This is a genomic window from Paraburkholderia sp. LEh10, assembly GCF_017814945.1.
Taxonomy (GTDB): Bacteria; Pseudomonadota; Gammaproteobacteria; order Burkholderiales; family Burkholderiaceae; genus Paraburkholderia.
The window spans coordinates 33,889-59,846 of the sequence record NZ_JAGIPX010000043.1 but is presented as its reverse complement, the minus strand read 5'-3'; the positions used below and the strand labels follow the sequence as shown (position 1 = coordinate 59,846).

Sequence of the window (25,958 nt, the reverse complement as noted above, 5' to 3'; positions counted from 1 at the left end):
CAGCTTACGCTGTGACCGCCAACTTGTTCCCGATGCTGTTGAACATCGCATTGAGGTTGGTACCGACCAAACCAGCACCGGCGACGATCGCCACCGCGATCAACGCAGCCAGCAGACCATATTCGATCGCCGTCACACCGTCTTCTTCACGCGCAAAGGCACGGATCAGGTCGAGAGTTTTTTGCATTTGAAGCTCCTTAAAAAAGAAGTTTGTTTTACTCAGGTACGCTAAACATGCCCGCTGCGGGACCGGACATTGGTGAAGGCTGCCAATTGCACAGCCGGTTATGGCCTGGCTGACCGGTTCGGTACTGGAGCACATCGCCTCGAGATTGCGCCTCAGCACGCCCCCTCCCCCAACGCCACTACTCTTCAGGAAACCGCATTAACGGCTAGTGGCCGTTCGCCGCTTCCTGCCTTCGTCAATGCTGCTCATACAGAGCCGCTCTGCCGAAGTCTCATGCGCGGCAGACAGAATCCCCCGTCAGCTGTTCTGCGACGCCTGAAGCCGGGGCGCTCCGTCCTGCTGGGTGCACCGCCGTGGCGGGGTATATAGCCAGAGACGTGCCAGGTGGTGAAACAGCCTTGATGACATTGGCTTTGTTCAGACGACCAAAGGATCGGCAGCGCCCACATTTAAAAAAATGTTTCGCCTTTGAAAAACACTTCACACCAGAGATTCAGGAAAAGCGCTTCACCGCGACGCAAGAAAGGGCCGGCTGCGGTGCTCCGCTTTGCTGTCGCGTCGGGAAGCGGTACCTGACCCACCTCGCCGTGTTGGCCTTGCTGGAGCAGGGTTGGCCGACAACGAGCCCTTGAAGAGGTGCGAGATCGGGCGTCATTTATCAGGCAAAAAACTCGACAGGCATGACGGTCACATTTTGTTACGAAAATGATGCATCACTTACCTTTCGTCAGTTGTTTATTAATAATTGGGAAAAATGACCATAACCCCGCTGGCAAAGGGAAAATCGGGAATTGCGACATGAATCGACTTGGCGGGGAGACCGTCGGGCTTTAGGTGTTTTATCAGGAGAAACGCGGATGATGTGCCGTGGCGGCTAACGCATGAGATGCCCCATTTTTCCGTCGAAAACTGTTACGTCATTGAAACGTCGGGTGGATTTAGTCAACTTGGCATGATTAGCGTGTCATCGGAGTCGGAGATTGGTGACAAGGGCAGACCCCGAAGTCTGGCGATAGAAAAGGAGAGGTAAGGCTAGCGACAGAAAGCAGCTATTGGTCGCCGAATATTCAAGGTCGTTGTGGCGGAATAAGCAGTATCAACCGCAACGTCCGGCCTAATCCGGCGATGGGTCGCAAGCGTCTGGAGCGAAGCCCGGCACGGCCTGTGGCATATCGCGGGAACGCGCTTCTGGCGTCGTCTGACAAAACGTCCGCGATCACGACAACCGGATCAGAAGTATCAGCATCCGACCTCGATCGGCATGGGCCTGATCTTGCCGTTGTTGATCCAGTTCCGCAGCGTCCGACGATGCGGCGAGTGTTCGCCAAAGATGGCCTGTGCAAAGCTCAACACCGGGCTGCGTTGCGCCGACATCTATCGCTCTATGATGAAAAGCTTCGGCCGCGTGCTCGCGGCGATATAAAGCGGGTGTTTCGGGCTGCCGTCCCTGTTGAGGCCGAGGTGGTACAGCTTGTTGCCGTATCCGGCCATCGCGATCACGCGCATGACTTCCGCCGCGCGCACGTGTGCCGCCGTGTGCGCTCCCCATGCGCAGACGATGGTGCGCGCCTGCTCGAGCGTGTCGAGAATTGCGCTATCGGCCGTAACGCCGCCGCGCGTCGGGCCGAGCGGAACCGGGTGCGTCAGCAACTCGTCTGGATCGGTGGCGCGTAGCGGGAAGAGATTGGCCACTTCGAGACGACCGTACTTGCCCGCGATCGCGCGCGACATGCAGCGCGTGATCGTCGGATCGTCCGACAGGTGGTCAGCCGTCGACGGGTTCAGCATCAGGAAGGCAATCGTCGGGCGGGTCTTGTCCCACTCGCGCCACAGCCGGTACCGGTAGGCGCCGCAGTCGCTCAGAATGCAGCCGCGCTCGCCAGTCAGTCGGGAGTCGGTCAGGTATTGCATCTCACAGCCCTCCCAACGCAAATGCAGGCATCTCTCCACGCACCGCACGCGCGGCTCGACGATGCGCTTCGTCCCGCCGGGGGTGCTGACCTGCGTCATCGTCGGCGACGTGAGCACCTTGCCAACCCGTTCTGCGCAGACGTCATGACCAGGATGAGCGCACGGGGCCCGCGTGATGACCTCGGATGATTGAATCGGTTACCGGGGTTGGGGGTTGCCCTCGCCTCGTCGCCATGTGAACGGCAGTGAATCAAGCCGCCAGGGAATGTACCGCGAGCTATCGTCTGGTGTTTGGCGATACCTCGACGTACACGGCGTATCGCCTAAACTATAGAACCAGCGGACACGGCCATTCCCGCGCCGCTATCCCGCCATGGCGCATATTTTCTTTGCTGCTTCGATTCAGCGGCATATTGCAACGCCCGAGCTCGAGATCGACGCGCGCACGCTCGGCGAAGCGCTCGAGGCCGTCTTCGCCGCGCAACCTCGACTGCGCGGCTACATCCTCGACGATCAGGGCTCACTGCGGCGGCATCTCGCTGTCTTTGTCGACGGCCGGCGGCTACGCGACCGACAACATATGTCAGATGCTCTCGGCGAGCAAAGCCGCGTTTACGTCGTACAGGCGCTGTCGGGCGGATAGGATGGTTCCATTCGTATCCGGGGAGACACCCGACATGAGCGATCGATTGCTTGTCGCAACCCGCAAGGGGCTGTTCGTCTTGCAAGCCGGTGGCAAGGGCGGCTGGGAGCTCGGTGAGCCGCATTTCGTCGGCGAGCCGGTGAGCATGGTGCTGTCGGATCCGCGCGACGGATCGCTATATGCCGCGCTCAATCTCGGCCACTTTGGCGTGAAGCTGCATCGCCGGCGCGTGGGCATGACGGATTGGGAGGAGTGCGCGGTTCCCGTTTATCCGCTGCAGCGTGCAGACGAGACGCTTACCGGTGACGGTTCGAACGCCAGTGCGCGCGCGGGGGCAGACAGCAGCGCGGACAATGCGAGCGCCGCCGCACCAGGCCCGCCCGTCCCACCCTGGACGCTTCAGCAAATCTGGTCGCTTGAAACCGGCGGCCCGGACGAGCCGGGCGTCTTGTGGGCCGGTACGATTCCAGGCGGCCTTTTCCGTTCCGACGATGGCGGCGACACATGGGCGCTCAACCGCGCGCTGTGGGATCGTCCGGAGCGTTGCGAATGGTTCGGAGGCGGCTACGACGCGCCGGGCATCCATTCCGTGATGGTCGATCCGCGCGACAGCCAGCACGTTACGATTGGTGTGTCGTGCGGCGGCGTCTGGCAAACCGATGACGGCGGCGCGACCTGGCGCGTGAGTGCGGACGGCATGGAGGCCGACTACATGCCGCCCGAGCGGCGCGGCGATGCCAACGTGCAAGACCCGCACCGCGTCGTGCAATGCCCGGCAAGCCCGGACGCACTGTGGACGCAACATCACTGCGCGATCTTTCGCTCGACCGACGGCGCGGCGCACTGGCAGCGGGTCGAAGCGCAACCATCGAGCTTTGGCTTCGCGGTTGCCGTGCATCCGCGCGAGCCCGACACCGCGTGGTTCGTACCTGCCGTAAAAGATCAGTGCCGCATCCCGGTGGATGGCCAGTTCGTCGTAACGCGCACACGCGACGGCGGCCGCACGTTCGAGCGCTTCTCAAACGGATTGCCGCCTGCACCCGCGTATGATCTCGTGTATCGCCACGGGCTCGCCGTGGATGACTCCGGCATGCGCCTCGCGATGGGATCGACCACTGGCGCGTTATGGACGTCCGATAACGGCGGCGAAAGCTGGCATCTGATTTCAGCGCATTTGCCGCCTGTTTACTGCGTTCGGTTTGGATGAGGGCGTGGAGCGGGTCAGTGTCTGTTGAACCGCCTACGTTCCCATCGGCGTGATGGATCGACACTTCGAGCCCTACGCGCCAGCGAACCACCTTGTGCAGTTCGCCTTGTCCGATGTCGACGAACGATGGGCATAGATGCGCCGGCGTGCGTCAAGCCAGACAGTCGGGCGCCTGACCAGCACGAGCAGTCTCGCGGACGCCCTTGCGCGAGAGTCAGCTTTTGGCGAAAGAAGCAGTTCGTCTTCGCCAATCGAACGGCCTTGTCTACCGGATGGAGCCGACGTAAAAACGCTTGTCGAATGACGCTTCCGGGCCGAGCTCCATGCCACGCCAAGTGGCGTGGAACTTGTGAACGTGCCCCGACAATGTCTGGTCGCATCAGGTCACCCTCGCTCAACCAGCCACCACTGAAGCGGCCTGACGACGGTGCGAACGCCGCGCCCAGGTGCGCATCCCCCCTACAGCGCTTCTGCGAAGTCGGCCCGCGACTGAGCTTCGTCGCGGCTGCGCAAGCCTTCGGCACCTCGCATGTAAGCAAGCGCATCGCCCTGCTGGAAAAGCCGCTCGGCGTGAAGCTGCTGCTTCGCACGACGCGGCGCGTCTCACTGACGACGAATTGGCGAGACGGTGCATCGATGGGCGCGCGCGATCCTGCAGGACGTGGGCGCGGCAAAGCGTTATCCGGAACTGCGAATCTGACTTGAACTGGTCGATCGCCGCGAGCCCATTGTGCAGGAGTCAGATCTGACGATCTAACCGAAGTGCAACGGGAGCGGGCTCGCAAGCTCTTCCACGGAGTATCCGCTAGACAGCCGTATCAGTAGGTGGATCGACAACGGCGGAGTACACCACCGCATGCGCCGCTTTTGCAAGCGACTAAAGAGTCAAGAACGAGAGCGGCCGTAACTGGGGGCCACCGTCCTGACCTCACCGCGCGCGTGAGCCGGCTGTGCGCCACCATCCTGAGCCTGGGCGCGCCAGCCGCTCGCGTTACCTGTGGTTTGGCCCTTCTGGCGTGTCGCCGGGCTCAGGCGTCTAACCGAAACACGCTGTAATAAATCGCGTAGTCGACTACGAAGGTGTCGTCATCCACAAATCCCGCGAGGGTGCCTGAGGGGTTCAGCCTCATCCCGAGAGACCGTTCCTGACGCTCCTGAGGCCAGACGAACACGGCGTTGTCTTTGCCGCCGGGGCCGTTCGGATCGAAGCCGAGGCCGTCGCGACTCGCGACAAGCACGCGGCGCGGTGCTCCAATGATCGGGTGGGGCATGGGCGTATTGGTGCCACTGAGGTTGTTGGCGAGCATCGTGAGGGTCGCCCCAACCTTCGCCCTGCGTTTCAAACTAGCCAGCGTGTGCTCTTTCCTGGCGCCGAATCCAAAGAGTTCCATGTGCTCCCCCGTGCGTTGGATTCTTTCGGTCATGTTGTGAACGGGGCCGGCGCCTATTTCGAAGCGCTCATTTCCACGCCGTCCGAGAGGGAGTCTAGGGGCCCGCTCGCGGGCCCAATGTGCGGCAACGCGCGTTCATACGAATAAATAGTGCGCCAGGCCTACCCCGGCCCCCTGACATCTGCCAGCTGGGGCATGCCGCGCCGGAACCCCAGCCCGCCCAAAACCCCAGCGAGTCTCAACGAGGCTTGGACGCGGATCGCTTCCTTCAACAACGAACTGACGTTGAGAGCGCCGGCAATAGTCAGTTGCCTATCCAGCAGAGAGAAGCTTCTCGCCGCGAGAGTTAGAGGATCGACGGCTTATATGCCCGTTGTCGGGAAAGCAGCTGACTTTCGAATCACCGCGTGAGAACGCGTTGGGACGACCGCTCCTGGCCGGATCTTGCCTTACTGATACCCGCCCTCGGGAACATCATGAAAGTCACTTTCGATACGACGCTGTATGCGTTCGCGCACGGACACGCCCCGCGCGCACGTGGAAACATTCACATTCACGCGAATGCGGAAATCGATGACTCTTTTTTGCTTACTCGATGATGTACAGCGACGCGAAAAAAGCAGAAGCAAAGCGACGCAATGCAACCCTCATCATGCTGTGCTCATGATGAGCGAGCTCGCTTTCTTGCTTTCAAGCGCAATGGCAGGCGCTGGCTTTGGCACGTCCAATCTGTTCGGCGATCTGTTCATCTGGTCGTCCATTTTGCTGCTGCTTGTGTCGATCGCATTCGATAACGAATAGCTCGACCTGTGACCATAAAATCAGATCGGCAACATGGACAAGAAGATTCGGCTCCTCTCGCGCACATACCGGACGCAATTTCCGTGAATACGGATGGAATTCGTCGGCACTTTGAAACGAACGCCGTCATCGCGCCGACTGATTGCACCCGCAACGAGCGTGATCACCGCGCCGCCGCTCGTCAGCCCGTTACCATCGGTTCCGCTGCAGAGTCGCCGCGCATATTGAGGCGCTCATATCCCGCGATCGGTTTGCGTGCCGAACAACATCAGCGTGACGAGCGCCTGGAGGCCGATCAGCACAACGATCGCCGTCGTCAGTGACCCAGGTCTGCGAGCGCGAGGCGAGAGAAAGCGGTGTCCGAGCCTGCGAGATCATTCCACGCCAACGCGGCGCCCTCAAAATCGTTTCAATCCACGATCAAGAGCGGTCGGCATGTGCGAACGCATACCCCAGCTTTCCAATGTGTGAGGTACCGTACAGCAACGACTACTTGCCACTTACATACTTTCAGAAACAATATGTTTTTGGACCATCCCAAATCCCGGGGGTAGTAGGAAATGGGAGGCGCGATGAGCGACGATTTGAAGATGGGTTTGATAGCACTCGTCCTGGTGGGTGGCGTGTGCTATTTCGCAACCGAAGCGATGGGAGTAACAGATCTGTTGATCCAACAGATCAGGGGCCTGTTGCATGGTCTGTTCTGAGCGGCCCTTTCCCGAAGTTTTTGCGGTGCCCTGGTGCGTGAGGAGATGAGAGAAGAGTGCCCATTCGCGAGCTATCAGATCAACGAGGCTCACTCCGCGCATGGATCATCCGCGCTAAACAGGCGAGCGCCACTCAAGCGCCGGCTTCGATCATTGCTGGCGACGACCTTTTCCACGAGGCAGATTTGCGCTCGTCTCGAACGGGTCAACCCAACCCTGCCCGGTCAAAGATGCCCAGCGCCCCTACGCTGCGCGGCATAACGAAGCCGCGCGCCGATTCCAACAGGTCGATGAGCAATCGAGAACGGCGCTCGCATATCTGCGCGATGCATACCGCTTCGCGGATGCACGTCAAACGTGAGAACTGAGCGACGGGCGGCTGTCTGTGATCCGATCCCGCCTGACGCGCAAGCGGTTTCGATCATCCGCGACAACAGGCCGCAAGCGTGCGAACGCTTACGGCCTGTCTGTTTCGGACGCCGATAGGCAAACCGTCGCGCAACCGTCACACGCAGCGTGCTGCGACGCGGTCGATTGCCGCACTTTCCGCTTGAGCGCCCGCAAGACACGAGCCGATCGCCACGACAAAAATCCGATCTCGATCAAACATTTATCTCAATAAAACGCGTTCATCGCAGCGCGAGCATGTGCCATATCGCCACAGCTCGCATCGCAGCAAAACCGCCCGCAATCCCCTACGCTTGCCTCCATCTGCACACGACGCAGTGCGCACCGACATCAGTCGACGCGCGTTGTCTGTTTACGGATTCGGACACATGAATACCGCAATCTCCGCCTTCGACCTCGCGCGCATGCAGTTCGCGTTCACGGTCTCGTTTCACATCATCTTTCCGGCGCTCAGCATTGGCCTCGCCAGTTTCATCGCCGTGCTCGAATGGCGCTGGCTCAAAACCGGCAAGGCCTACTACAAAGACCTTTGCCTGTTCTGGTCGAAGATCTTCGCAGTGGCCTTCGGCATGGGCGTCGTCTCGGGCGTCGTGATGAGCTATGAGTTCGGCACCAACTGGTCGGGCTTCTCCGCGTTCGCCGGCCCCGTCACCGGCCCGCTGCTGATGTACGAAGTGATGACGGCGTTCTTCCTCGAAGCGGGCTTCCTCGGCATCATGCTGTTCGGCTGGCAGCGCGTGAGCGCGCGCGCGCACTTCGGCGCGACGCTGATGGTCGCGATCGGCACGCTGATCTCGACGTTCTGGATTCTCGCGTCCAATAGCTGGATGCAGACGCCGCAAGGCTTCGATATCGTCGACAACCGCGTCGTCCCCGTCGACTGGTTCAAGATCATCTTCAACCCGTCGTTCCCGTACCGTCTCGCGCACATGGCGATTGCCGCGTTCATCGTCACGGCGCTCGTGGTCGCGGCTGTCGGCGCGTGGCATCTGCTCAAGGGCCGGCGCGACAACGCGGTGAAGAAGATGTTCTCGATGGCGCTGTGGATGCTGCTCGTCCTCGCGCCCGTGCAGGCCTTCGTCGGCGACGCGCACGGCCTGAACACGCGTGAATACCAGCCCGCGAAGATCGCGGCGATCGAAGGGCTGTGGGACACGGAGAAAGGCGGCACCGCGCTGAACCTGTTCGGCATCCCCGACATGCAGGCAGAAACGACCAAGTACGCGGTATCGATTCCGCACCTCGGCAGCCTGATCCTCACGCATAGCTGGGACGGCGAGATCCGCGGGCTGAAGAGCTTTCCGAAAGAAGATCGGCCGGATTCGACGATCGTGTTCTGGAGCTTCCGCGTGATGGCGGGTCTCGGCGTCGCGATGATCGGCTTCGCGGTGCTCGCGTGGGCGCTGCGCCGGCGCGGCAAGCTGTATGACGCGAAGTGGTTCCACCGCATCGCGATCGTGATGGGGCCGACGGGTTTCCTGTCGCTGCTCGCGGGCTGGGTCACGACGGAAGTGGGCCGCCAGCCGTGGGTCGTGTACGGCGTGAGGCGCACCGTCGAAGCCGTGTCGCCGCTCTCCGCGCAACAGGTCGGCATTTCGCTGATGGCGTTCGTCGTCATCTACTTCCTCGTGTTCGGCACGGGCATCTATTACATGTTCAAGCTGATGCGCTCGGGCCCCGCGCTGCCGGGCAAGACGCCGGACGGCGTGCCCGATGGCCCGCAGCGCACCGCGCGCCGCCCGCTTTCCGCCGTCGATCAGATGATCGACGCCTGAAACACCTTCGATACCAGCGAGAGAAAAATGGATGTCACCGTAGTCTGGGCCGCGATCATCGCACTGGGCCTGTTCATATATATCGTGCTCGACGGCTTCGATCTGGGCATCGGCATCGTGTTTCCGTTCTTTCCCGACGAGAAAGAGCGCGACCTGATGATGAACACCGTCGCGCCCGTCTGGGACGGCAACGAAACGTGGCTCGTGCTCGGCGGCGCGGGGCTGTTCGCGGCGTTTCCCGTCGTCTATTCGACGGTGCTTTCGGCGCTTTATCTGCCCCTCGTGTTCATGCTCGCGTGCCTGATTTTCCGCGGCGTATCGTTCGAGATCCGCGCGAAGGCAAATCGCACGAAGCATCTTTGGGATCTCGCGTTCATCGGCGGCTCGACGGGCGCGGCGTTCTTCCAGGGTGTCGCGCTCGGCGCGTTCCTGCAAGGCATTCCCGTCGTCGATGGCCGCTTCTCGGGCGACGCATTCGGCTGGCTCACGCCGTTCTCGCTGCTGACGGGCCTCGGGCTCGTCGTCACGTACGCGCTGCTCGGCTGCTGCTGGCTCGTCGCGAAGACGGAAGGCGACCTGCAACGCCGGCTGCATCGCGTCGTGTGGCCTCTGACGATCGTGCTGCTCGGCTTCATCGTCGTCGTGAGCCTGTGGACGCCGCTGCAGGAACCCGACATCGCGCAGCGCTGGTTCGACGCGGGTCTCTTCTGGCGCCTCGTGCCCGTGCCGTTCCTCGTTGCGATCTGCGCGTACTTCATGCGCCGCGCCGTGCGCGACCGGCATCACAATACGCCGTTCATGATGGCGCTCGGTCTCGTGCTGCTCGGCTATGTCGGGCTCCTCGTGAGCCTGTGGCCGTACGCGATTCCGTCGAGCGTCACGCTCTGGGAGGCGGCCGCTCCGCGTTCGAGCCAGATGTTCACGCTCGTCGGCGCGGCCGTCATCATCCCGATCATCATCGGCTACACGACGCTCGGCTACTGGGTCTTTCGCGGCAAGGTGCGCCATGGCGACGCCCACTACCACTAAGCCCGCGCGCCGCCTGCCCGGCTGGGTCTGGTTCATCGCGCTGTGGTGCGGCGGCGTGGGCGGCGCGATGATCGTTGGCTATGCGTTCAAGGCGCTGATGAACGCGACGCTGTTTGCCATCACCTGAATGGCCGGACGCGGCGCGATCAACCGATGCGCAGCGCGCGTCGCGTCCTTCTCGATCCTGCTTCGAACCGGCCGTCGCCTCGTGCCGCGCATAAGCCCCAGGCCCGGCCTTTTCTCGTCGGCCGTCGGCCTTCAAAATCCTTCCGCGAGGCTCGTCTACGTAGCAGGCCGCGACACCGATGCACGTCCGGCCACCGATGCAGTGCCGTACAAACCCAAAGAACCACACGCGCCAAACCGCGACGACCGCGCCGGGCTTTCCGGCGAAGCCGCAGCGGGGCGCGAGCGAGACCCGACCACTCGATGACCTCACGCCGATGCCGTTGCATTCCGGACGGCCGGCGCGAACCACGAGCCGCGGACAGACAGGCGCCAGTCGCAATGCCGGCGCAGCCGATCCGCAACGGGCATGACCCGTCCGACGATCAGGCATATGATCGCGGCGTAGCAAGCAAAACAAGCTGTTGCTGCATGGACGGCCCACCGCTGGTCGGGCCGCAGGGAGTGCAGCGGGTTGCGGCGCGCAACGGGCGGCTCACGCCCCGTGCGCGGCGCGGCCTTGCGCACGGACGGCGCGCGCCGGGGAGCGCGTCGTCCGCTGCCGTCCCGACCGACAACATGGGCACAACACCGGCAGGGCCGAGCGGAGACATCATGAAGTTTCTTGTAGCCGACGATCATGAACTGATCCGCCAGGGCGTCAAAGGTCTGCTGCGCGGACTCGATCCCGACGCCATATTCGACGAGGCCGATAGCTGGGAAACGCTGGCCGCCGCTGCAAGGCCAGACGCGAACCACGATCTCGCCATCGTCGATCTGCATATGCCCGGCATGACGGGCGCCTCTTCACTGCAAGCGCTGTTGAAGGCCAATCCCGCGCTGCCCGTCGTCGTGCTGTCGGCGGAGGAATCGCCGGACGAGATGCGCGCCGTGCTCGCGGCGGGCGCGCTCGGCTTCGTGCCGAAGCGCCAGCCGGCCAGCGTGATGCTCAAGGCGATCGAACTGGTGCTGTCGGGCGGTGCGTATGTGCCGATGGAAGCGCTGAGCCTCCTCGGCACGCGCGAGGCCGCGTCAGTGGAACCCGCCGCGACGGCAGGTGCCACGGCCGCCGCCAACGCGCAGCAGGCAACCACGGCCGCGCCGCCCGAAGCGGAAGCCGCCGTTCGTGTCGAAGCGCTGCAGCCGCATCAGCAGCATTTGCTGGAAAATCTGTCGCCGCGTCAGCAGGAGATCATGCGGCTCGTGCATCGCGGCTGGACCAACAAGATGATCGCGCGCGATCTCGGCGTCGCCGAAGGCACGATCAAGGTCCATCTGTCCGTGATTTTCCGCGCGCTCGGCGTGCATAACCGCGCGACCGCGATCGCCGTCATCAATGGCTGGCTCGAAGCCGGCAAGACGCTTTAGCGTGACCTGAAGAAAAACGGCGGCAACCAATTGCCGCCGTCCGAAAGGCGCGCCCCCTTTCGGAGCCGCGAGCAAGCGCCGCCGTTACAGCAGTTCAGTCGCGAGCGTGACGCCGAGCGCGACGCCGCCGATCACGCCGATCACGCGGCCAAGCAGCACCGCATTGAGATCTTCGTCGAGCACGAACTGGCTGCGGCGCTCGCGCAGCAGCGTGCGGTGCAGCAACGGCATCGGAAACAGCAGCGCGCACGACAGCCCGACAGGCAGACCGAGCCGCGCCGCCATATTTGCGTGGCGCCCGGCGGGAATGCCCAGATACAGCAAGCCGATGACCAAAGACGCCGTCACCAGCGCACCAAGCAGCACACCGGCGACGAGCCTGTCGGAAGGATGTCCGTCCACTTCTACACCTCAATGATTCGATAGCCGCGCCTGCACAAGCGAGCCGGGCGCGACAGGTTGACTGGGATTTCGCTGCGGGCAGCGGATGAAGCGACGGGCGTGACGTCTGCCCGTCGCCACGCGACGCCGGACCCCGAACAGCCGCCGTTATCGCGAATGGGCTTATTTCAGCAGCCAGACACGCCCCCAGTCGATCAGAAACTTCTCAAAAAAGCTGACGCAGAAGCGGAAGACGCGGTCGTGGAATCGCCGTGCCGTTCGGTGGGTAGGAGGCGGAATTGACGCAGAATGACGCGGCCAACGTGACCACGCTTCGATACGACGTCCGCCGCTCAGGCGCAGTCGTCGTCAGGTCGACGGCGACATGCTGCCCGACGCGGGCTCAGCCGCGCGTCGTCACCGGCTGTTGAACCGCGCCGGGCGCGCGGCCATCGGGGCCTTGATCGGGCGAAGCGCGCATGGCAACGCCCGGCTGCTGCCACAGCATCTCCAGCGTGCGGCGCAGCCGCGCGGGCGTTACGGGCTTGTGCAGCACGGGAATGCCTTGCAGCGCGAGCGCCTCCAGTTCCACCGACGCCATATCGCCCGTAATCAGCAGCGTGACGACGTGCTCGCAGCCGCGGCGCCGCAACGCGTCGCGCACGGCGCCCAGCGCCTGCGCGCCCGTCCGGTGGTTCGCCAGCTGGTAGTCGCATAGCACGGCGTCGGGCATGAAGCCCTCGTCGATGGCGGCAAGCGCGTGGCGCTCGTCGGGCACGCCGCGCACCACGCAGCCCCAGCGTCCGAGCAGGCTCTGAATGCCTTCGAGAATCGCCGGCTCGTCGTCGATGCACAGCACGCGGCGTCCGGGCGCCGCCGCGCCGCTCGCACCCGAGTCGTTCAGCCCGGCGACGATCCGCGCGGGGTCTCCCGCCCGCACGGGGAAGCGGAACACCGAGCCGCGCCCCGGCGCCGAGCGCAACTGCAGCGTGCCGCCAAGCATCTCGACGAGCCGCCTGACGGTCGGCAGCCCGAGGCCGTGCCCTTGCCGCGCGTCGCGCTGCGGATTGGCGACCTGATAAAACTCCTCGAAGATGCGCTCCTGCTCCGCCCCCGGAATGCCGATGCCCGAATCGCGCACTTCGATATAGCCGCCCTCGCGCCGCCCCGCGCGCCGGTAGCCCATCCAGATCGCGCCGCCTTCCGTGTAGCGCACCGCGTTCGACAGCAGATTGCTGAGAATCCGCTCGAGCAGCACGGGGTCGTCGTGGATCACGGCATCCGTTGGCGCAATGCGCAGCGCGAGCCCTTTCGCGGCCGCCTGCGGCCAGTACTGGTTGCCGACGCGGTCGAACAGTTCCGAGAGCCGGAAATGCAGCCTGATCACCTGCGTGACGCCGCTTTCCAGCCGCGCGAGGTCGAGCACCTGGTTGAACAGCTGGTTTAGCGCCTCGACGTTGTTGGCGATGTTGTTCGCCGTCTTCGCATGCTGCGCGGACGTCGCCGACGGGTCGTTCAGCGACGCCGCGAGCAGCCCGATCGCATGCAGCGGCTGGCGCAGGTCGTGGCTCGCGGCGGCGAAGAAGCGCGTCTTCGCGAGGCTTGCTTCCTCGGCCACGAGCTTTTGCGCGGCAAGCGATTCCGCCAGCGCCTGCTGGTCGACGCGCGCCTGCACGACGCGCTGGAACAGCTTGCGGTAGCTGAGCGCGTACACGTTGATCGCGCAGAAGAAGAACGCGAGGACGATCGCGAGAATCGTGCGGTCGAACGTGTGCGTGCCGAAGTGCAGCACGATCGCGGGCAGCAGCAGAAAAGGAATCGCCGTCGCGAAGTTCACCACGTCGAAGCCGTTCGACATGAACACGCCCGCAGCGAGCGTGACGAGCATGACGGTGTGCAGGATGGGCAGATCGGTATGCGGGCTCTGGAACGCGAACCAGATCGCCAGCCCCGGCGCGCTGTAGAGCAGCGCGCCGCGCGCGGCGTGCAGGTTGATCCACGCGCGCGGCGACACGGCCTCGGGCCAGCGTTGCTTGCACATCCACAGCGCCAGGCTCGCGCAGTTGGCAAACCCGTAGAAGATGAAGCAGGCCGCGAAAAGATGCGGATGCGGGATGTTATTCCAGTAGATCGCCACCAGCACCGCAATCGAGAACCAGTGCGTGAAGAAGGCAATCGGGTCCTGCGCGTACAGCACGCGCACGAGGTCTTCGTCGATCGCACGCTGGATTGGATCGGCCCGCATGCGCGGTCTCCTTTGCGTCCGGCTGCCCGGCTCCCGCCGTCGATGGTTGTTTCGTTTTCTGTGGTCGCGCCGCCGATTGAATCACATCGGGAATAAAAGCCGGCCGGGGTCCGTCATACACCCGCACCGGTTAAGCAGTCTAAAGATAGTTTACCCGTCTTGCCGGCGGTTTACCCTTCAGCTATGACTTAATCCATATAGGCGGCGCCGCGTGCAAAAAGCATACTGGTTTCAACGATTCAACGATCAAGCGCGGCCGACAGCCTCTGAAGGTTCAGCTTCACGACCTGTTTCATGCCTGTTTGTCGAGGCTCCATCGGCGGAATCCCCCGCCCCTACCGCGCTGCTTGCCCCTTACCGATGGAGGCCTACATGGGCGCAGTTCCGAGCCAGGATTTCGCACGCACTCTCGACGACGCCGTTCTTCCCGAACTGTGGCGCCGCCGCACGCAGCTCACGGACGACGAAATGATGTCGATGTACGACCTCGTGAAGCGCGCGCTGCGCACCTATCACCCGCTCGAACTGCACGCGCTCGGCGAAGACAAGGAAGAGCTCGTGCATCAGTTCATCTATACGAAAGTGCTGCGCCTTGCGCCCGGACACGTCGCATCGAAGGCTGCGCCCGAAAGCGCGCCGTCCAACAGCTACGCGATCTGCGCTTACTTTCGCCGCTACCTGATCGATTGCCTGAGAAGCGCGAGCCATCAGCGCAACGTGTCGATGGAACAGGAAGGCATGATGCAGGAAATCGACCTGCGCGCGCAGGCGCTCGAAGATCCCATCGAAAGCGTGCTGCTGCAATACGGCCTGAGCGAGCGCCGCGTGCGCGAGGCGGCGCGCGAGTTCATCGCGTCGCTCGACTCGCCCGAGCGCATCGTGCTGGCGGGCAGCCTCGGCTGGTGCTCGGAAGCGAAAGGTGGTCTGTCGGCCGTGGCCGCGCAGCATCGGGTGCCCTCCTATCACTATCGCGCCGTCAAGCTCGGCGTCACCATGAAGAAGACGGACGACGCGAGCCACTTTTCGAACACGAAGATCGGCGAGTGGCTGCGCGACGAACTCGGCATTGAAATCCACGCTGAAAACCGCGAAGCGATCCTGGTCGTCTTCAACCTGCTGGCAGCGGAGGCCACGGAAGCCGCCACCACGCCGGACAACGACGACGAGATCGAAGTCGCGGCCTGAGCATTCAGGCTCGGCAATCGGCATTCGACCAACGGCATCTGAATCCGGCATCTGACACTCAGGTTCGCCCATTCACCGTTTCGAACGAGGCTGCCTGCAAGCCCTGGTTGCATCGGCGCCTCATCCTGCGTGCAGTTCGCGCGACCGCTGCCTGAAGGCATCCGTCCGCCCGAACGCCCGAAACAGCACAGCACTTTTTGAATCTCGCGGGCAAACGCGCGTTTTCCCTTTGCATTTCGCTGCGCGGCGTCCAGGATAAATAAGCTGCGCATGCCAGCCGTCTTGATCGTCGGGGTTCCCCCGCCCTGCTGCCAGTCAAATACAAAGAGGTGGCCGAATGAACCGCTTGAACCGCTTGTCCAGCGCCCTTGCGGCGATGAAGGATCACTACGACGTGGTGGTCGTGGGTTCGGGCTATGGCGGTGCGATCGCCGCGAGCCGCATGGCCCGCGCGAAACGCAGCGTGTGCCTGCTCGAGCGCGGCCGTGAATTCATGGCAGGCGATTTTCCTGCGACGCCGCTCGAAGGCGCGGCGCAGGTGCAGTACAACACGAGCGTCGCGCAGGTCGGTTCGCCCCTCGCGCTGCTCGAAGTGCACGTGAATCCCGATGTGAACGTCGTGGTCGGCTGCGGCCTGGGCGGCACCTCGCTGATCAACGCGAACGTCGCGCTTAAGCCCGACAGGCGCCTGTGGGACGATCCGCGCTGGCCCGCCGCCGTGCGCGCGGACGAGGCCAATCTCGAGCGATGCTACGAACGCGCGGCGACGATGCTCGGCGCGACGCCCGTCCCGGACGACTATCCCGACTTGCCGAAACTCGACGCGCTCGCGCTGTCGGCGAAACGGCTCGGCATGAGCGAGCGTTTCTACCGTCCGCCCATCACCGTGACGTTCAAGGACGGCAAGAACGCGGCGGGCGTCGACCAGAACGGCTGCATCGGCTGCGGCGACTGCAATTCCGGTTGCAATCACGGCGCGAAGAACTCGACGCACATGAACTATCTGCCCGACGCCGTCGCGCACGGCGCACAGATCTTCACGGGCGCGGCCGTGCATTCCGTGGTGCGCGACGAAGAACGCAATGTCTGGTGCGTGCGCTATCAGCCCGCCGATCTGAAACGCGAACTGTACGACGCGCCCGAGCTCTTCGTGACAGCCGACGTCGTGATCCTGTCGGCGGGCACGCTCGGCTCGACGGCGATCCTGCTGCGCTCCGAGCAGGCCGGCTTGAGCGTGTCGAAGCAGGTCGGCCAGCACTTCACCGGCAACGGCGACGTGCTCGCGTTTGCGTTCAATACCGACACGGCGATCAACGGCGTCGGCTGGGGCACGCATCCAAAGGGCGCCATACCGCCCGTCGGCCCGTGCATCACGGGCATCATCGATCATCGCGACACGCCCAATGTGAAGGACGGCTTCGTGATCGAAGAAGGGTCGATCGCCGCGCCGATCGGCCTTGCGATGATGGGCGTGCTCGGCGTCGCGGCGCCCGCCGGGGGCGTCGAAATGCCCGATCCCGCAGGCGATGCGCCCCTCGCCGACCAAGCGCGTATCGCCGAGAGCATTCTGCGTGGCCCGTATCACGGCGCGATGCGCAACACGCAGACGTGGCTCGTGATGGCGCACGACGACGAAAGCGGCCAGATCACGGTGGAAAGCGGCCGCCCGCGCGTGAGCTGGCCGAACGCGGGCAAGCAGCCCATCTACGACACGGTGGAAAAGACGCTGATCGAAGCGACGGGCGCGCTCGGCGGCTCGTACGTGCGCAACCCGATTTCCGCCGAAGCGTTTCAGAACCGCACCGTCACCGTGCATCCGCTAGGCGGCTGCGCGATGGCGGAGGACGCGGCGCATGGCGTCGTCGATCAGGCGGGCCGCGTGTTTTCCGACGCGAACGGCAATGCGGTGCACGACGGGCTCTATGTGATGGACGGCGCGGTGATGCCGCTTTCGCTCGGCGTGAATCCGCTGCTGACGATCTCGGCGCTCGCCGAGCGCAACTGCGCGCAGCTTGCGGCTTCGCGCGGCTGGCAGATCGACTACGATGCGCCCGGCACCGCGGCGCCGCCACCCGCACTGAAAATCGGCCTGCGCTTCACCGAGACGATGATCGGCACGTACTTCGCAGGCGACGCGAAGCCGGCGGGCCAGCAAGACAGCCGGGCCGAAGGCACGCCCATCAGCTTCACCGTGACCGTCGTCTCCGACGATCTCGAACACATGCTCGCGAACCCGCGGCACGAGGCGCGGATGATCGGCACGCTCACGTGCACCGCGCTCTCGCCGCAGCCGATGACGGTCAGCGACGGCATCTTCAACCTGTTCGTCGTCGATGAAACGAATGTCGAGCGGCGCAACATGAACTACGCGATGACGCTCGACACCGTCGAGGGCAAGCGCTTCTATCTGACGGGTCAGAAAATCATCACGCACACCTCGCTGCTCGATCTGTGGACGCAGACGAACACGCTCTACGCGAAGGTGCGTGAGTCCGATACCGACGATGCCCCCGTCATCGGTCACGCGACGCTCATCATCACGCCGGAAAACTTCCTCAAGCAGCAGCGCACGATCGAAGTGACGAACGCGCCCGATGTCGAGACGCGCCTTGCATGGACACTGAAATTCGGGCGCTTTTTCGCGGGCGTGCTGTACACGGAATATGGCGGCGTCGCCGCGCCGTTGCAATACTTCGACCCCGATGCCGCGCCGCGCGTGCGCCGCGCGTTGCGCGCGCCCGCGCCGCAGATCACGTACTTCAATACGGAAGACGGCAAGACGCTGCGGCTCGCGCGTTATCACGGCGGCAACAAGGGCCCCGTGCTGCTGATTCATGGCTCAGGCGTATCGAGCCGTATCTTCTCGACGGATCTGATCGGCACGAACCTCGTCGAGTTTCTGTGCGCCGCGCACTACGATGTCTGGCTCGTCGATCTGCGCGTGAGCATCGAATTGCCGAGCGCGACCGAGCGCACCACCGCCGATGAAATCGCGCGCTTCGACATTCCCGCCGCTGTCGCGAAGGTGCGTGAACTGACGGGCGTCGATCAGATTCAGGTGGTCGGGCATTGCCTCGGCGCGCTCGCATTCAGCATGTCGCTGATGTCGGGGCTCAAGGGCGTGCGTTCGGCGGTGCTGTCGCAGGTATCGGCGCATCCCGTGCCGGGGTTGTTGCAGCGGATCAAGGCGGGACTGCATACACCGCAGATTCTTCAGCATCTTGGCATCAAGGATATGACCGCGTATACGCAGCATGAGAAATGGCCGCACAATCTCCTCGACGACGCGCTGAAGTTCTTCCCTGTCGATCAGGACGAAACCTGCAATAGCCCGGTGTGCCATCGCGCGACGTTTCTGTATGGGCTGCTCTACGAACACGCGCAACTCGACGAGCAATTGCACGCCAATCTGCAGGAGCTATTCGGCATTCACGATGTTGAACTGTTCAATCAGCTTGCGGCAATGGTCCGCGCGGGCCACGTGGTCGATGCGAACGGCGACGACGTGTACATGCCGAACATCGACGGCATGAAGCTGCCTATCGCGTTCATTCACGGTTCGGAAAATCTCTGCTATTTGCCGACGAGCACGGAGATGACGTTCGATCTGCTCGTCGAGCGTTTCGGGGCCGCCAATTATGAACGGCATGTCATCGGAGGCTATGGGCACATCGACTGCATATTCGGCAAGCGCGCGGCACTCGATGTGTTTCCGACTATCGTCAGGCATCTGGATGCGCATTGAGCGCGCCGACGTTTCGTCATGAATGCCACGGCATTCATGACGAACACATGCGCGATTCCAATTCCGCTAGAACAGCTTCCCCGGATTCAAAATCCAATTCGGATCGAGCGCATGCTTGATCGCCTTCATCGCCGCGAGTTCTTCGTCCGAGCGCGAAACGGGCAGGAACTCGCGCTTGAGCAAACCAATGCCATGCTCCGCCGACACCGATCCGCGCAGCGGCGCCAGCATCGCATAGACGAGCGCGTACACGTCATGATGATCGACGCCGGGGACGGAGCGCCCATCGACGGTGACATGCAGATTCGAATCGCCGATATGGCCGAAGAAAAACGACGCGTTGCCCGGCCACGCGCGATCGAGCGCCGCGCGGCAGCCATCGACGAATGCGCCGATCTCGCCAATCGGCAAGCTCACGTCGAAGTTGATCGGGTCGAGCTTGATGGGGAATTCCGCCGTGCATTCGCGGATCGCCCACAGCGCGCGCGTGTGCGCAACCGATTGCGCGATCACGGCATCGCGGATCGCGGCTTCGTCCAATGCGTCGCTGAGCGCGCTCGAAAAACGCGAACCGTCGTCGCCGGCATCGAAGCTCGCATGTTCGATCAGCGCATACAGCGGATGCGCTTGCGCGAATGGCGAACTCGCGCCCGTGAGCTTCACGCCGAAATCGAAGAAGTCCGGCCACATGATTTCGAACGCGCCGATGTCGTTGCCGAAACGCGTCGATAGCCGCCGCAACAGGCTGACGGCCTGCTCGTAATCGTTCAATGCAACGAGCGCGGTATGACGCGACGCGCGCTGCGGCTGCAGCTTCAGCACGGCGCGCGTGATCACGCCCAGCGTGCCTTCCGAACCGATGAACCAGTGTTTCAGGTCATAGCCCGTGTTGTTCTTCACCATCTTGTTCAACGAGCTGAGCACCGCGCCGTTGGCCAGCACCACTTCGAGCCCGAGCACCTGGTCGCGCGCGGTGCCCGACTGAATCACGCGATTGCCGCCCGCGTTCGTCGCGAGATTGCCGCCGATCTGACACGATCCGCGCGCGCCGAGATCCAGCGCCAGTTCGAAGCCCCCTTGCGCCGCCGCTTCCTGCGCGGCCTGCAACGTCGTGCCCGCGCGCACCGTGATCGTGGCGGCCGCGCTGTCGATTTCCTCGACGCCCGCGAGACGCTCCAGCGACAACGCGATATCCGTTGCGCGCGCAATGGCGCCGCCCGCAAGTCCCGTCATGCCGCCTTGCGGCACGACGGGTTGACGCGCGTCGTTGCAGATCATCAGCGCGCGCGCCACCTGCTGCGTCGTGCGCGGCAACAGCAGCGCGGCGGGACGCGTCGGCTCGTGGCGCGTCCAGTCCGTCATCGAGCGTTCGCCGATCTGATCGCCGACACGCACGGCGTCATCGCCCAACGCATCGCGCAACGCGGCGAGCGTCGAGGCAAGCGCAGCGGGTTCTTTCACTGTCATGCCGTTCCTTGCGTCGTTTTTTACGTTGTTCCTTGCGCTGCCGCCAGCTTCTTCCGATAGCCCATCGAACTGTTGATGCGCCCCAAAATGTAGTCGCCGGCCGCGACGGGTTCATATTTGCTGTCGGCCGATGATGTGCCGAGATCGCGCGGATCGACGCTCGACGTGTAGGTCGGATCATAGAACGTCGCAATCGAATAGCGCTCGCGCCCCGAGGCGTTGATCACGCGATGCAGCGTCGAGCGGAAGCGGTCGTTCGTCCAGCGCGCCAGCAGATCGCCGACGTTCACGACGAAGCTGCCCTCGATGGGCGGCGCTTCGATCCACGTATCGTTCGCGATTTCGCGCACCTGCAAGCCGCCGACCCGATCCTGCCACAACAAGGTGATGCAGCCGTAGTCGGTGTGCGGCGCGACGCCGAACTGTTCTTCATCCGATTGCGGCGGCTGCGGCGGATAGTAGACCATCTGCGTGCGCTGCATTCGCTTCGTATAGCGCGACGCGAAGAAGTCTTCGCCGACGCCCAGACCCGTGGCCACCGCGCGCAGCAGATCTGCGCCGCATGCGCCGACTTCTTCGTAATAGCCGTATAGCGCGGGCTGCAAATCGGGCATGAAGTCAGGCCAGTTGTTCGGTCCGCGCAGCGCCTGCCCCGCGCGCACGTCCGGGTCGTCCTCCATCAGTTCGAGGCCGATGCTGAAGAACTCTTTGTAGTCGGGGCGCTTCGCCTGATACATCGTCGCGTCGCCCAGCGCATTGAAGCCTCGATGCCGTTGATTCACCGCCGCGCGCTTCTTCGTTTCGACGGGGAACGCGAAAAACTTGTGCGCCGCCTGCTCCGCGCGATCGATCACCGCTTGCGGCACGCCATGATTGACGATGTAGAAGAAGCCGATCGTCGTGCACGCGTCGCGTATTTCGCGGCCCGCGCGCGTGAGCGCATCGCGGTCGCCGGCGCGCACGCCGGCCAGATCGACGATCGGAATGCGAGTGGCTGGCTGCATCGCGGACTCCTTCATGACCAAGTTTGAACTGACGATTCGGCTCACGCGCCGAGCGCCGCATCACGCACGAATCGACAAGCGATTCCACGTTGTATATACCGCCAGAAGCACAACCGCAAGCTGCGCTGCAAGCAGCGCGATGCTTCTCTCGCCGGGCGCGCGGACGGCATTAGGGTTTGACAGCATGCGAATATTTTTTTCGCGTAAAAGCAGCGGTATATACTGCGTCGCATGACTCGCGCCCCGCCAGATCGAGCGCGACGCCGCTTTGCCAACGGGAGAATCTCAATGGGTATCTTTGCAGGCTGGAAGTGTCGTCTCGCGATGGTGGCATTCTGTGCCAGCGCATGCGTTGCCAGTATGAGCGCGCACGCGGAAGATCAACTCGCGAAGGTCAAGAAGGCGGGCGAACTCGTCGTCGGAACGGAGATGCAGTTCGCGCCGTTCGACTTCCTCGAAAACGGCCAACAGGCGGGCTTCAACAAGGACCTGTTCGCCGAGGTCGGCAAAGAGCTCGGCGTGAAGGTGCGCTTCATCGATCTGCCCTGGCCGAGCGTGCTGCCCGGTCTCGAAGCGGGCAAGTTCGACATGGTCGGCGGCCCGCTGACGGTGACGAAGGCGCGCATGGAGCGCTACACGTACACGCTGCCCGTTGCCGACGCCACGGATGCTCTCCTCAAACGCGCGAACGACACCTCTGTCAAGCAGTCGTCGGATATCGCCGGCAAGACGGTCGGCGCGGGCAAGGGCTCCGCGCAGCTCGACCAGCTGAAATCGTACATCGTGACTCTGCCGAAGCAGCCCGAAGTGCGCGAGTACGTCGACAACAACCAGGCCTATGCGGACCTCGCAGCAGGCCGCATCGCCGCCGTCGCGAACTCGATGACGAATATCGCGTATGTCGCGAAGCAGCGCCCCGAAACGTTCGCGGTCGTCACGCCGCCGTTCGGCGCGAAAGTGTACTTCGCGTACTGCCTGCGCAAGGACGCGGACAGCAAGCCGCTCGCCGACGCGTTCAACGCCGCGCTGGTCAAGATGCACAACGACGGCCGCCTCGCATCGCTGCAAAAGAAATGGTTCGGCGTGACGATGGACGCGCCGACCACGATGCCGACCCCCAACTATTGATGCCCTGAATCACGCGGCGCCTGCCCTCGTCACATTCGCGCAGCGCGCCGCCTGCATGTCCTTCCCCGCAGGTATCAGGCCATGTTCAGCGCCCACGTTTTCGCTCAAGGTTTTCCGCTGCTCCTGCAAGCCGCACTCGCCACCATCGGCATTTCGCTGACGGGGCTCGTGATCGGCTTCTTCGTCGCGATCGGCGTGTGCTCGGCGCGGCTGTCGCAGAACGTCGTCGCGCAACGCTTCGGCGGCGCCTATGTGTTCTTCTTTCGCGGCGTGCCGATGCTCGTGCAGCTGCTGCTCGTCTATTACCTGCTGCCGTTCGTCGGCATCAACGTGTCGCCCATCGTCGCCGCGATCAGCGCGGTCTCACTGTGCTCCGCGTCGTATATTGCGGAGATCCTGCGCGGCGGCTTTATGAGCATTCCGCCGGGGCAGATCGAAGCGGCGCGCATGCTCGGCCTGTCACCCGTCGACATGCTACGGCGCATTCAGGTGCCACAGGCGTTCCGGATGACGCTGCCTTCGCTCGTCAACGAAATGGTGCTGCTCATCAAGGCATCGTCGCTGATCTCGGTCGTCGGCGTGGCCGAACTCACGCGCACCGCGCAGAACATCGCGGCGAGCACGTACCGGCCGCTCGAAGCGTACCTCGCGGCGGGACTCATCTACTTCGTGATCTGCGGCGCGCTCGCGCTCATTGCACACGCCGCCGAACAGCGCCTCATGCACACCTGAAGGCCGAACGATGCAGCAATTCGATCCCAGCGTCATCACGCACAATCTGCAGCCCATCGCAGCGGGTCTCGCGACGACACTCGGCACATGGGTCGTCGGCGTCGCCATCGGACTCGTGATCGGCTTTCTGATTGCCGTGCTGCAACTCTTTTGCGGCAAATGGGTGCGCGGCATCCTGCGCGTGTATATCGAACTCTTTCGCGGCACACCGTTTCTCGTGCAGCTATTTTTGCTGTACTACGGCGGCCCCTCCGTCGGCCTCACGCTGGAGCCGTTGACGGCGGGCGTGCTGGGTCTGGGCCTGTACGGCAGCGCATATTTCGCCGAAGCCTTCCGCTCGGGCTTTCAATCGATTCCGCGCGGCCACCTCGAAGCCGCTTCCTGTCTCGGCCTCACGCGCTGGCAAGCGGTACTGCGCATCCAGGTGCCGCAGATGCTGGTACTGATCGTACCCGCGCTGACGAACCTCATCATCGTGCTCAGCAAGGAAACAGCCGTGCTGTCGATCGTCACGGTGCCCGAACTCACGTTCGTGCTGACGGGGATCGGCTCCGCGACGTTCGCTTTCGTCGAAACGCTGCTCGTTCTGTGCGTGTGCTATCTCGCGCTGGTCGAACTCACGTCGCGCGCCGGCATGTGGGCCGAAGCGCGCATCGCACGCTTCATGGCCTGAGGGTCGAACGTCAACCGCAAGCGTGAACAGAAACCAAGGTTCATCATGAATGCCCCCGTCGACATGCCCGCTTCTTCCACGCTCGGTTCGATGCAATCCGGCACTGCACCGCTGATCGAAGTGCGCGATCTGCGCAAACGCTTCGGCGACGTCGAAGTGCTGCGCGGCGTCGATCTCGACATCAGGCGCTCCGAAGTGGTCTGCATCATCGGGCCGTCGGGCTCGGGCAAGAGCACGCTGCTGCGCTGTCTCGCGGCGCTGGAAACGTACGATCAAGGCGATGTGCGCATCGAGGGCGAACTGCTCGGCTATAGCGAACGCAACGGCAAACGCGTGCGCGCATCGCAGGGCGAGATCAACCGCGTGCGGCGCAATGTCGGGATGGTGTTCCAGCAATTCAACCTGTGGCCGCATATGACGGCGCTCGGCAACGTGATGGAAGCCCTGCTGCGCGTGCGCCATCTGCCGCGCGACGACGCGAACAAGCGTGCCAACGCGATGCTCGAAACAGTGGGCCTCGCGCATAAGGGCGATGCGTTTCCGGCGAAGCTGTCGGGTGGTCAGCAGCAGCGTGTCGCGATTGCGCGTGCGCTCGCGATGGAGCCGCACATCATGCTGTTCGACGAACCGACGTCCGCGCTCGACCCCGAACTCGTCGGCGAAGTGCTGCAAGTAATGAAGCAGCTCGCACGCGACGGCATGACAATGGCCGTCGTCACGCACGAAATGGGTTTCGCGGCACAGGTCGCGGACAAGGTCGTATTCATCGACGAGGGGCGCATCGCCGTGCAAGGCAGGCCGCACGATGTCTTTCACGACGCGAACCAGCCGCGCCTGCGCCAGTTCCTGCAGAACTACTTCGACCGCAATGCGTTCTGGTCGCGCGGCGCGGACAGCGCGGACGCCGTATGAACCGCGTCGCCATCTGACGAGGCGGGCCGATGTCCGCCCCCGCCATCCGCGACAAGCTGCGCGTGCGCTCGCTCGCGAAGGCGCGCAAGCCGCGTGGATCGAACGCCCGCGCGATGTCGGCGGCGGCCCCGCTGGCGGCTGCGCCCGATGCGTCCGGCGCACCGCCCGCAACGCGCTACGAGCAGGTCAAGCAGTACATTCGCCATACGATCGAATCGGGTGAGCGCCGCGCCGGCGAGCGCATTCCATCGGAGCTCGATCTCGTCGCGTCGCTCGGCGTCTCGCGGATGACGGTGAACCGCGCGTTGCGCGAACTCACGCACGAAGGCCTCTTGACGCGCGTGACGGGTGTCGGCACCTTTGTCGCGGAAACGAAGCCGCAATCGACGCTGCTGATGATCGCGCACATCGGCGACGAGATTCGCTCGCGCGGCCACGAATACAGCTATCAGATGGTGCTCATGCAGCGCGAGGTTGCGCCTGTGAACGTGTCGAATGCATTAGGCTTGCCGCCGGGCGCATCGGTGTTTCATGTGATCTGCGTGCATCGCGAGAACGGTTTGCCCGTGCAGCTCGAAGACCGCTATGTGAATCCGGCCATCGCGCCGGATTTCATCGAGCAGGACTTTGCGACGTTACGCCCTTCCGAATATCTGTTCAGCGTCGTGCCCGCGCATGATGTCGAGCATGTCGTCGATGCGGGGCTGCCGACGCGCGCCGAAGCGGAACTGCTGCAGATCGCGCCAGAAGAGCCTTGCCTGACGTTGATGCGCCGCACGTGGACGAGCGGCGTCGCGGTGACGTTCGCGCGCTTCGTGCATCCGGGCTCGCGGTACAGGCTCGGATGCCGGTTCGCGCCCGATACGTCGCAGCGGCAGGGATAGTCAACCAACA

The 25,958-nt window shown here is 63.5% G+C and carries 25 protein-coding genes; 17 read left to right on the top strand and 8 right to left on the bottom strand.

Annotation, left to right across the window (positions count from 1 at the left end; translation table 11 throughout):
- Positions 1-4 precede the first annotated feature (4 nt).
- The 3 genes from J8I87_RS29390 to J8I87_RS29385 form a co-directional block, all read right to left on the bottom strand.
- Entirely contained in the window at positions 5-187 is a 183-nt protein-coding gene (locus J8I87_RS29390; protein WP_209935635.1) for a Flp family type IVb pilin, read from the bottom strand.
- A gap of 1,239 nt (positions 188-1,426) precedes the next feature.
- The gene (locus J8I87_RS45790) at positions 1,427-1,561 is read right to left on the bottom strand and encodes a hypothetical protein (protein WP_280923112.1); all 135 of its coding nucleotides are present in this window, start codon (positions 1,559-1,561) and stop codon (positions 1,427-1,429) included.
- Positions 1,562-2,098, bottom strand: coding sequence for a DUF1643 domain-containing protein (locus J8I87_RS29385; RefSeq protein ID WP_209935634.1), 537 nt, complete (start codon positions 2,096-2,098; stop codon positions 1,562-1,564).
- Between the two features lie 373 nt (positions 2,099-2,471).
- Between J8I87_RS29385 and J8I87_RS29380 the strand changes: the two genes are divergently transcribed.
- From J8I87_RS29380 to J8I87_RS46075, 3 genes are all read left to right on the top strand, one after another.
- Positions 2,472-2,741 carry a MoaD/ThiS family protein gene (locus J8I87_RS29380; protein WP_209935633.1) on the top strand — a complete coding sequence of 90 codons (270 nt, stop codon included), beginning with the start codon at positions 2,472-2,474 and terminating at the stop codon, positions 2,739-2,741.
- A 34-nt stretch (positions 2,742-2,775) separates the two neighbouring features.
- Entirely contained in the window at positions 2,776-3,948 is a 1,173-nt protein-coding gene (locus tag J8I87_RS29375; RefSeq protein WP_209935631.1) for a WD40/YVTN/BNR-like repeat-containing protein, read from the top strand.
- Between the two features lie 126 nt (positions 3,949-4,074).
- Entirely contained in the window at positions 4,075-4,653 is a 579-nt protein-coding gene (locus J8I87_RS46075; protein ID WP_313066626.1) for a LysR family transcriptional regulator, read from the top strand.
- Between the two features lie 323 nt (positions 4,654-4,976).
- On the opposite strand, the gene J8I87_RS29365 is transcribed toward J8I87_RS46075, so the two are convergent.
- On the bottom strand, positions 4,977-5,339 hold the full coding sequence (locus tag J8I87_RS29365; RefSeq protein WP_209935630.1) for a hypothetical protein: 363 nt from the start codon (positions 5,337-5,339) through the stop codon (positions 4,977-4,979).
- Positions 5,340-5,912: 573 nt separating this feature from the next.
- Between J8I87_RS29365 and J8I87_RS29360 the strand changes: the two genes are divergently transcribed.
- From J8I87_RS29360 to J8I87_RS29335, 7 genes are all read left to right on the top strand, one after another.
- On the top strand, positions 5,913-6,140 hold the full coding sequence (locus tag J8I87_RS29360; protein ID WP_209935629.1) for a hypothetical protein: 228 nt from the start codon (positions 5,913-5,915) through the stop codon (positions 6,138-6,140).
- Between the two features lie 83 nt (positions 6,141-6,223).
- Positions 6,224-6,463: a hypothetical protein gene (locus J8I87_RS29355; RefSeq protein ID WP_209935628.1), complete on the top strand. Its 240-nt coding sequence runs from the start codon at positions 6,224-6,226 to the stop codon at positions 6,461-6,463.
- Between the two features lie 249 nt (positions 6,464-6,712).
- Positions 6,713-6,847, top strand: a complete 135-nt coding sequence (locus J8I87_RS45785; protein WP_280923111.1) for a hypothetical protein — start codon at positions 6,713-6,715, stop codon at positions 6,845-6,847.
- A gap of 776 nt (positions 6,848-7,623) precedes the next feature.
- A complete protein-coding gene (locus J8I87_RS29350) occupies positions 7,624-9,030 on the top strand; it encodes a cytochrome ubiquinol oxidase subunit I (RefSeq protein WP_209935627.1) in 1,407 nt (468 codons plus the stop codon).
- A 27-nt stretch (positions 9,031-9,057) separates the two neighbouring features.
- Positions 9,058-10,059 (top strand): cytochrome d ubiquinol oxidase subunit II, encoded by a 1,002-nt coding sequence (cydB, locus tag J8I87_RS29345; protein ID WP_209935626.1) that lies wholly within the window; start codon positions 9,058-9,060, stop codon positions 10,057-10,059.
- Entirely contained in the window at positions 10,037-10,186 is a 150-nt protein-coding gene (locus J8I87_RS29340) for a hypothetical protein (RefSeq protein WP_209935624.1), read from the top strand. Before cydB ends, J8I87_RS29340 begins: the two co-directional genes overlap by 23 nt.
- Positions 10,187-10,839: 653 nt before the next feature.
- The gene (locus J8I87_RS29335) at positions 10,840-11,592 is read left to right on the top strand and encodes a response regulator transcription factor (RefSeq protein WP_209935623.1); all 753 of its coding nucleotides are present in this window, start codon (positions 10,840-10,842) and stop codon (positions 11,590-11,592) included.
- 84 nt (positions 11,593-11,676) lie between these two features.
- On the opposite strand, the gene J8I87_RS29330 is transcribed toward J8I87_RS29335, so the two are convergent.
- Both J8I87_RS29330 and J8I87_RS29325 read right to left on the bottom strand, forming a co-directional pair.
- Entirely contained in the window at positions 11,677-11,994 is a 318-nt protein-coding gene (locus J8I87_RS29330) for a hypothetical protein (protein WP_209935621.1), read from the bottom strand.
- A 382-nt stretch (positions 11,995-12,376) separates the two neighbouring features.
- Positions 12,377-14,218, bottom strand: coding sequence for a hybrid sensor histidine kinase/response regulator (locus J8I87_RS29325; RefSeq protein ID WP_245254244.1), 1,842 nt, complete (start codon positions 14,216-14,218; stop codon positions 12,377-12,379).
- Positions 14,219-14,590: 372 nt separating this feature from the next.
- On the opposite strand from J8I87_RS29325, the gene J8I87_RS29320 reads away from it, so the two are divergent.
- The gene (locus J8I87_RS29320; protein ID WP_209935620.1) at positions 14,591-15,403 is read left to right on the top strand and encodes a hypothetical protein; all 813 of its coding nucleotides are present in this window, start codon (positions 14,591-14,593) and stop codon (positions 15,401-15,403) included.
- Positions 15,404-15,749: 346 nt separating this feature from the next.
- Positions 15,750-19,148 (top strand): alpha/beta fold hydrolase, encoded by a 3,399-nt coding sequence (locus J8I87_RS29315; RefSeq protein WP_209935666.1) that lies wholly within the window; start codon positions 15,750-15,752, stop codon positions 19,146-19,148.
- A 66-nt stretch (positions 19,149-19,214) separates the two neighbouring features.
- Here J8I87_RS29315 and J8I87_RS29310 read toward each other — a convergent pair whose 3' ends face one another.
- Together J8I87_RS29310 and J8I87_RS29305 are read right to left on the bottom strand one after the other, a co-directional pair.
- On the bottom strand, positions 19,215-20,615 hold the full coding sequence (locus J8I87_RS29310) for an FAD-binding oxidoreductase (RefSeq protein WP_209935619.1): 1,401 nt from the start codon (positions 20,613-20,615) through the stop codon (positions 19,215-19,217).
- Between the two features lie 20 nt (positions 20,616-20,635).
- The gene (locus J8I87_RS29305; protein WP_209935618.1) at positions 20,636-21,619 is read right to left on the bottom strand and encodes an isopenicillin N synthase family dioxygenase; all 984 of its coding nucleotides are present in this window, start codon (positions 21,617-21,619) and stop codon (positions 20,636-20,638) included.
- A gap of 288 nt (positions 21,620-21,907) precedes the next feature.
- Here J8I87_RS29305 and J8I87_RS29300 point away from each other — a divergent pair, with 288 nt between their 5' ends.
- From J8I87_RS29300 to hutC, 5 genes are all read left to right on the top strand, one after another.
- Positions 21,908-22,747, top strand: a complete 840-nt coding sequence (locus tag J8I87_RS29300; RefSeq protein WP_209935617.1) for a transporter substrate-binding domain-containing protein — start codon at positions 21,908-21,910, stop codon at positions 22,745-22,747.
- 81 nt (positions 22,748-22,828) lie between these two features.
- Positions 22,829-23,479 carry an amino acid ABC transporter permease gene (locus J8I87_RS29295; RefSeq protein WP_209935616.1) on the top strand — a complete coding sequence of 217 codons (651 nt, stop codon included), beginning with the start codon at positions 22,829-22,831 and terminating at the stop codon, positions 23,477-23,479.
- A 10-nt stretch (positions 23,480-23,489) separates the two neighbouring features.
- Complete coding sequence (locus J8I87_RS29290) at positions 23,490-24,152, top strand: amino acid ABC transporter permease (RefSeq protein ID WP_209935614.1); 663 nt, start codon at positions 23,490-23,492, stop codon at positions 24,150-24,152.
- A gap of 45 nt (positions 24,153-24,197) precedes the next feature.
- Positions 24,198-25,064, top strand: coding sequence for an amino acid ABC transporter ATP-binding protein (locus J8I87_RS29285; RefSeq protein WP_280923110.1), 867 nt, complete (start codon positions 24,198-24,200; stop codon positions 25,062-25,064).
- A 113-nt stretch (positions 25,065-25,177) separates the two neighbouring features.
- Positions 25,178-25,948 carry a histidine utilization repressor gene (gene hutC, locus J8I87_RS29280; protein WP_209935663.1) on the top strand — a complete coding sequence of 257 codons (771 nt, stop codon included), beginning with the start codon at positions 25,178-25,180 and terminating at the stop codon, positions 25,946-25,948.
- The last annotated feature ends 10 nt before the right edge of the window (positions 25,949-25,958 follow it).

Excerpts from the sequence above, each read along its gene's own strand:
- hutC (WP_209935663.1), top strand. The coding sequence starts at position 25,178 with ATGTCGGCGGCGGCCCCGCTGGCGGCTGCGCCCGATGCGTCCGGCGCA.
- J8I87_RS29365 (WP_209935630.1), bottom strand. The coding sequence starts at position 5,339 with ATGGAACTCTTTGGATTCGGCGCCAGGAAAGAGCACACGCTGGCTAGT.
- J8I87_RS29300 (WP_209935617.1), top strand. The coding sequence starts at position 21,908 with ATGGGTATCTTTGCAGGCTGGAAGTGTCGTCTCGCGATGGTGGCATTC.
- J8I87_RS29335 (WP_209935623.1), top strand. The coding sequence starts at position 10,840 with ATGAAGTTTCTTGTAGCCGACGATCATGAACTGATCCGCCAGGGCGTC.
- J8I87_RS29295 (WP_209935616.1), top strand. The coding sequence starts at position 22,829 with ATGTTCAGCGCCCACGTTTTCGCTCAAGGTTTTCCGCTGCTCCTGCAA.
- cydB (WP_209935626.1), top strand. The coding sequence starts at position 9,058 with ATGGATGTCACCGTAGTCTGGGCCGCGATCATCGCACTGGGCCTGTTC.
- J8I87_RS29360 (WP_209935629.1), top strand. The coding sequence starts at position 5,913 with ATGACTCTTTTTTGCTTACTCGATGATGTACAGCGACGCGAAAAAAGC.
- J8I87_RS29380 (WP_209935633.1), top strand. The coding sequence starts at position 2,472 with ATGGCGCATATTTTCTTTGCTGCTTCGATTCAGCGGCATATTGCAACG.
- J8I87_RS29390 (WP_209935635.1), bottom strand. The coding sequence starts at position 187 with ATGCAAAAAACTCTCGACCTGATCCGTGCCTTTGCGCGTGAAGAAGAC.
- J8I87_RS29320 (WP_209935620.1), top strand. The coding sequence starts at position 14,591 with ATGGGCGCAGTTCCGAGCCAGGATTTCGCACGCACTCTCGACGACGCC.
- J8I87_RS29285 (WP_280923110.1), top strand. The coding sequence starts at position 24,198 with ATGAATGCCCCCGTCGACATGCCCGCTTCTTCCACGCTCGGTTCGATG.
- J8I87_RS29340 (WP_209935624.1), top strand. The coding sequence starts at position 10,037 with ATGGCGACGCCCACTACCACTAAGCCCGCGCGCCGCCTGCCCGGCTGG.
- J8I87_RS29305 (WP_209935618.1), bottom strand. The coding sequence starts at position 21,619 with ATGCAGCCAGCCACTCGCATTCCGATCGTCGATCTGGCCGGCGTGCGC.
- J8I87_RS29385 (WP_209935634.1), bottom strand. The coding sequence starts at position 2,098 with ATGCAATACCTGACCGACTCCCGACTGACTGGCGAGCGCGGCTGCATT.
- J8I87_RS29325 (WP_245254244.1), bottom strand. The coding sequence starts at position 14,218 with ATGCGGGCCGATCCAATCCAGCGTGCGATCGACGAAGACCTCGTGCGC.
- J8I87_RS29310 (WP_209935619.1), bottom strand. The coding sequence starts at position 20,615 with ATGACAGTGAAAGAACCCGCTGCGCTTGCCTCGACGCTCGCCGCGTTG.
- J8I87_RS29350 (WP_209935627.1), top strand. The coding sequence starts at position 7,624 with ATGAATACCGCAATCTCCGCCTTCGACCTCGCGCGCATGCAGTTCGCG.
- J8I87_RS45790 (WP_280923112.1), bottom strand. The coding sequence starts at position 1,561 with ATGTCGGCGCAACGCAGCCCGGTGTTGAGCTTTGCACAGGCCATCTTT.
- J8I87_RS45785 (WP_280923111.1), top strand. The coding sequence starts at position 6,713 with ATGAGCGACGATTTGAAGATGGGTTTGATAGCACTCGTCCTGGTGGGT.
- J8I87_RS46075 (WP_313066626.1), top strand. The coding sequence starts at position 4,075 with ATGGGCATAGATGCGCCGGCGTGCGTCAAGCCAGACAGTCGGGCGCCT.
- J8I87_RS29290 (WP_209935614.1), top strand. The coding sequence starts at position 23,490 with ATGCAGCAATTCGATCCCAGCGTCATCACGCACAATCTGCAGCCCATC.
- J8I87_RS29375 (WP_209935631.1), top strand. The coding sequence starts at position 2,776 with ATGAGCGATCGATTGCTTGTCGCAACCCGCAAGGGGCTGTTCGTCTTG.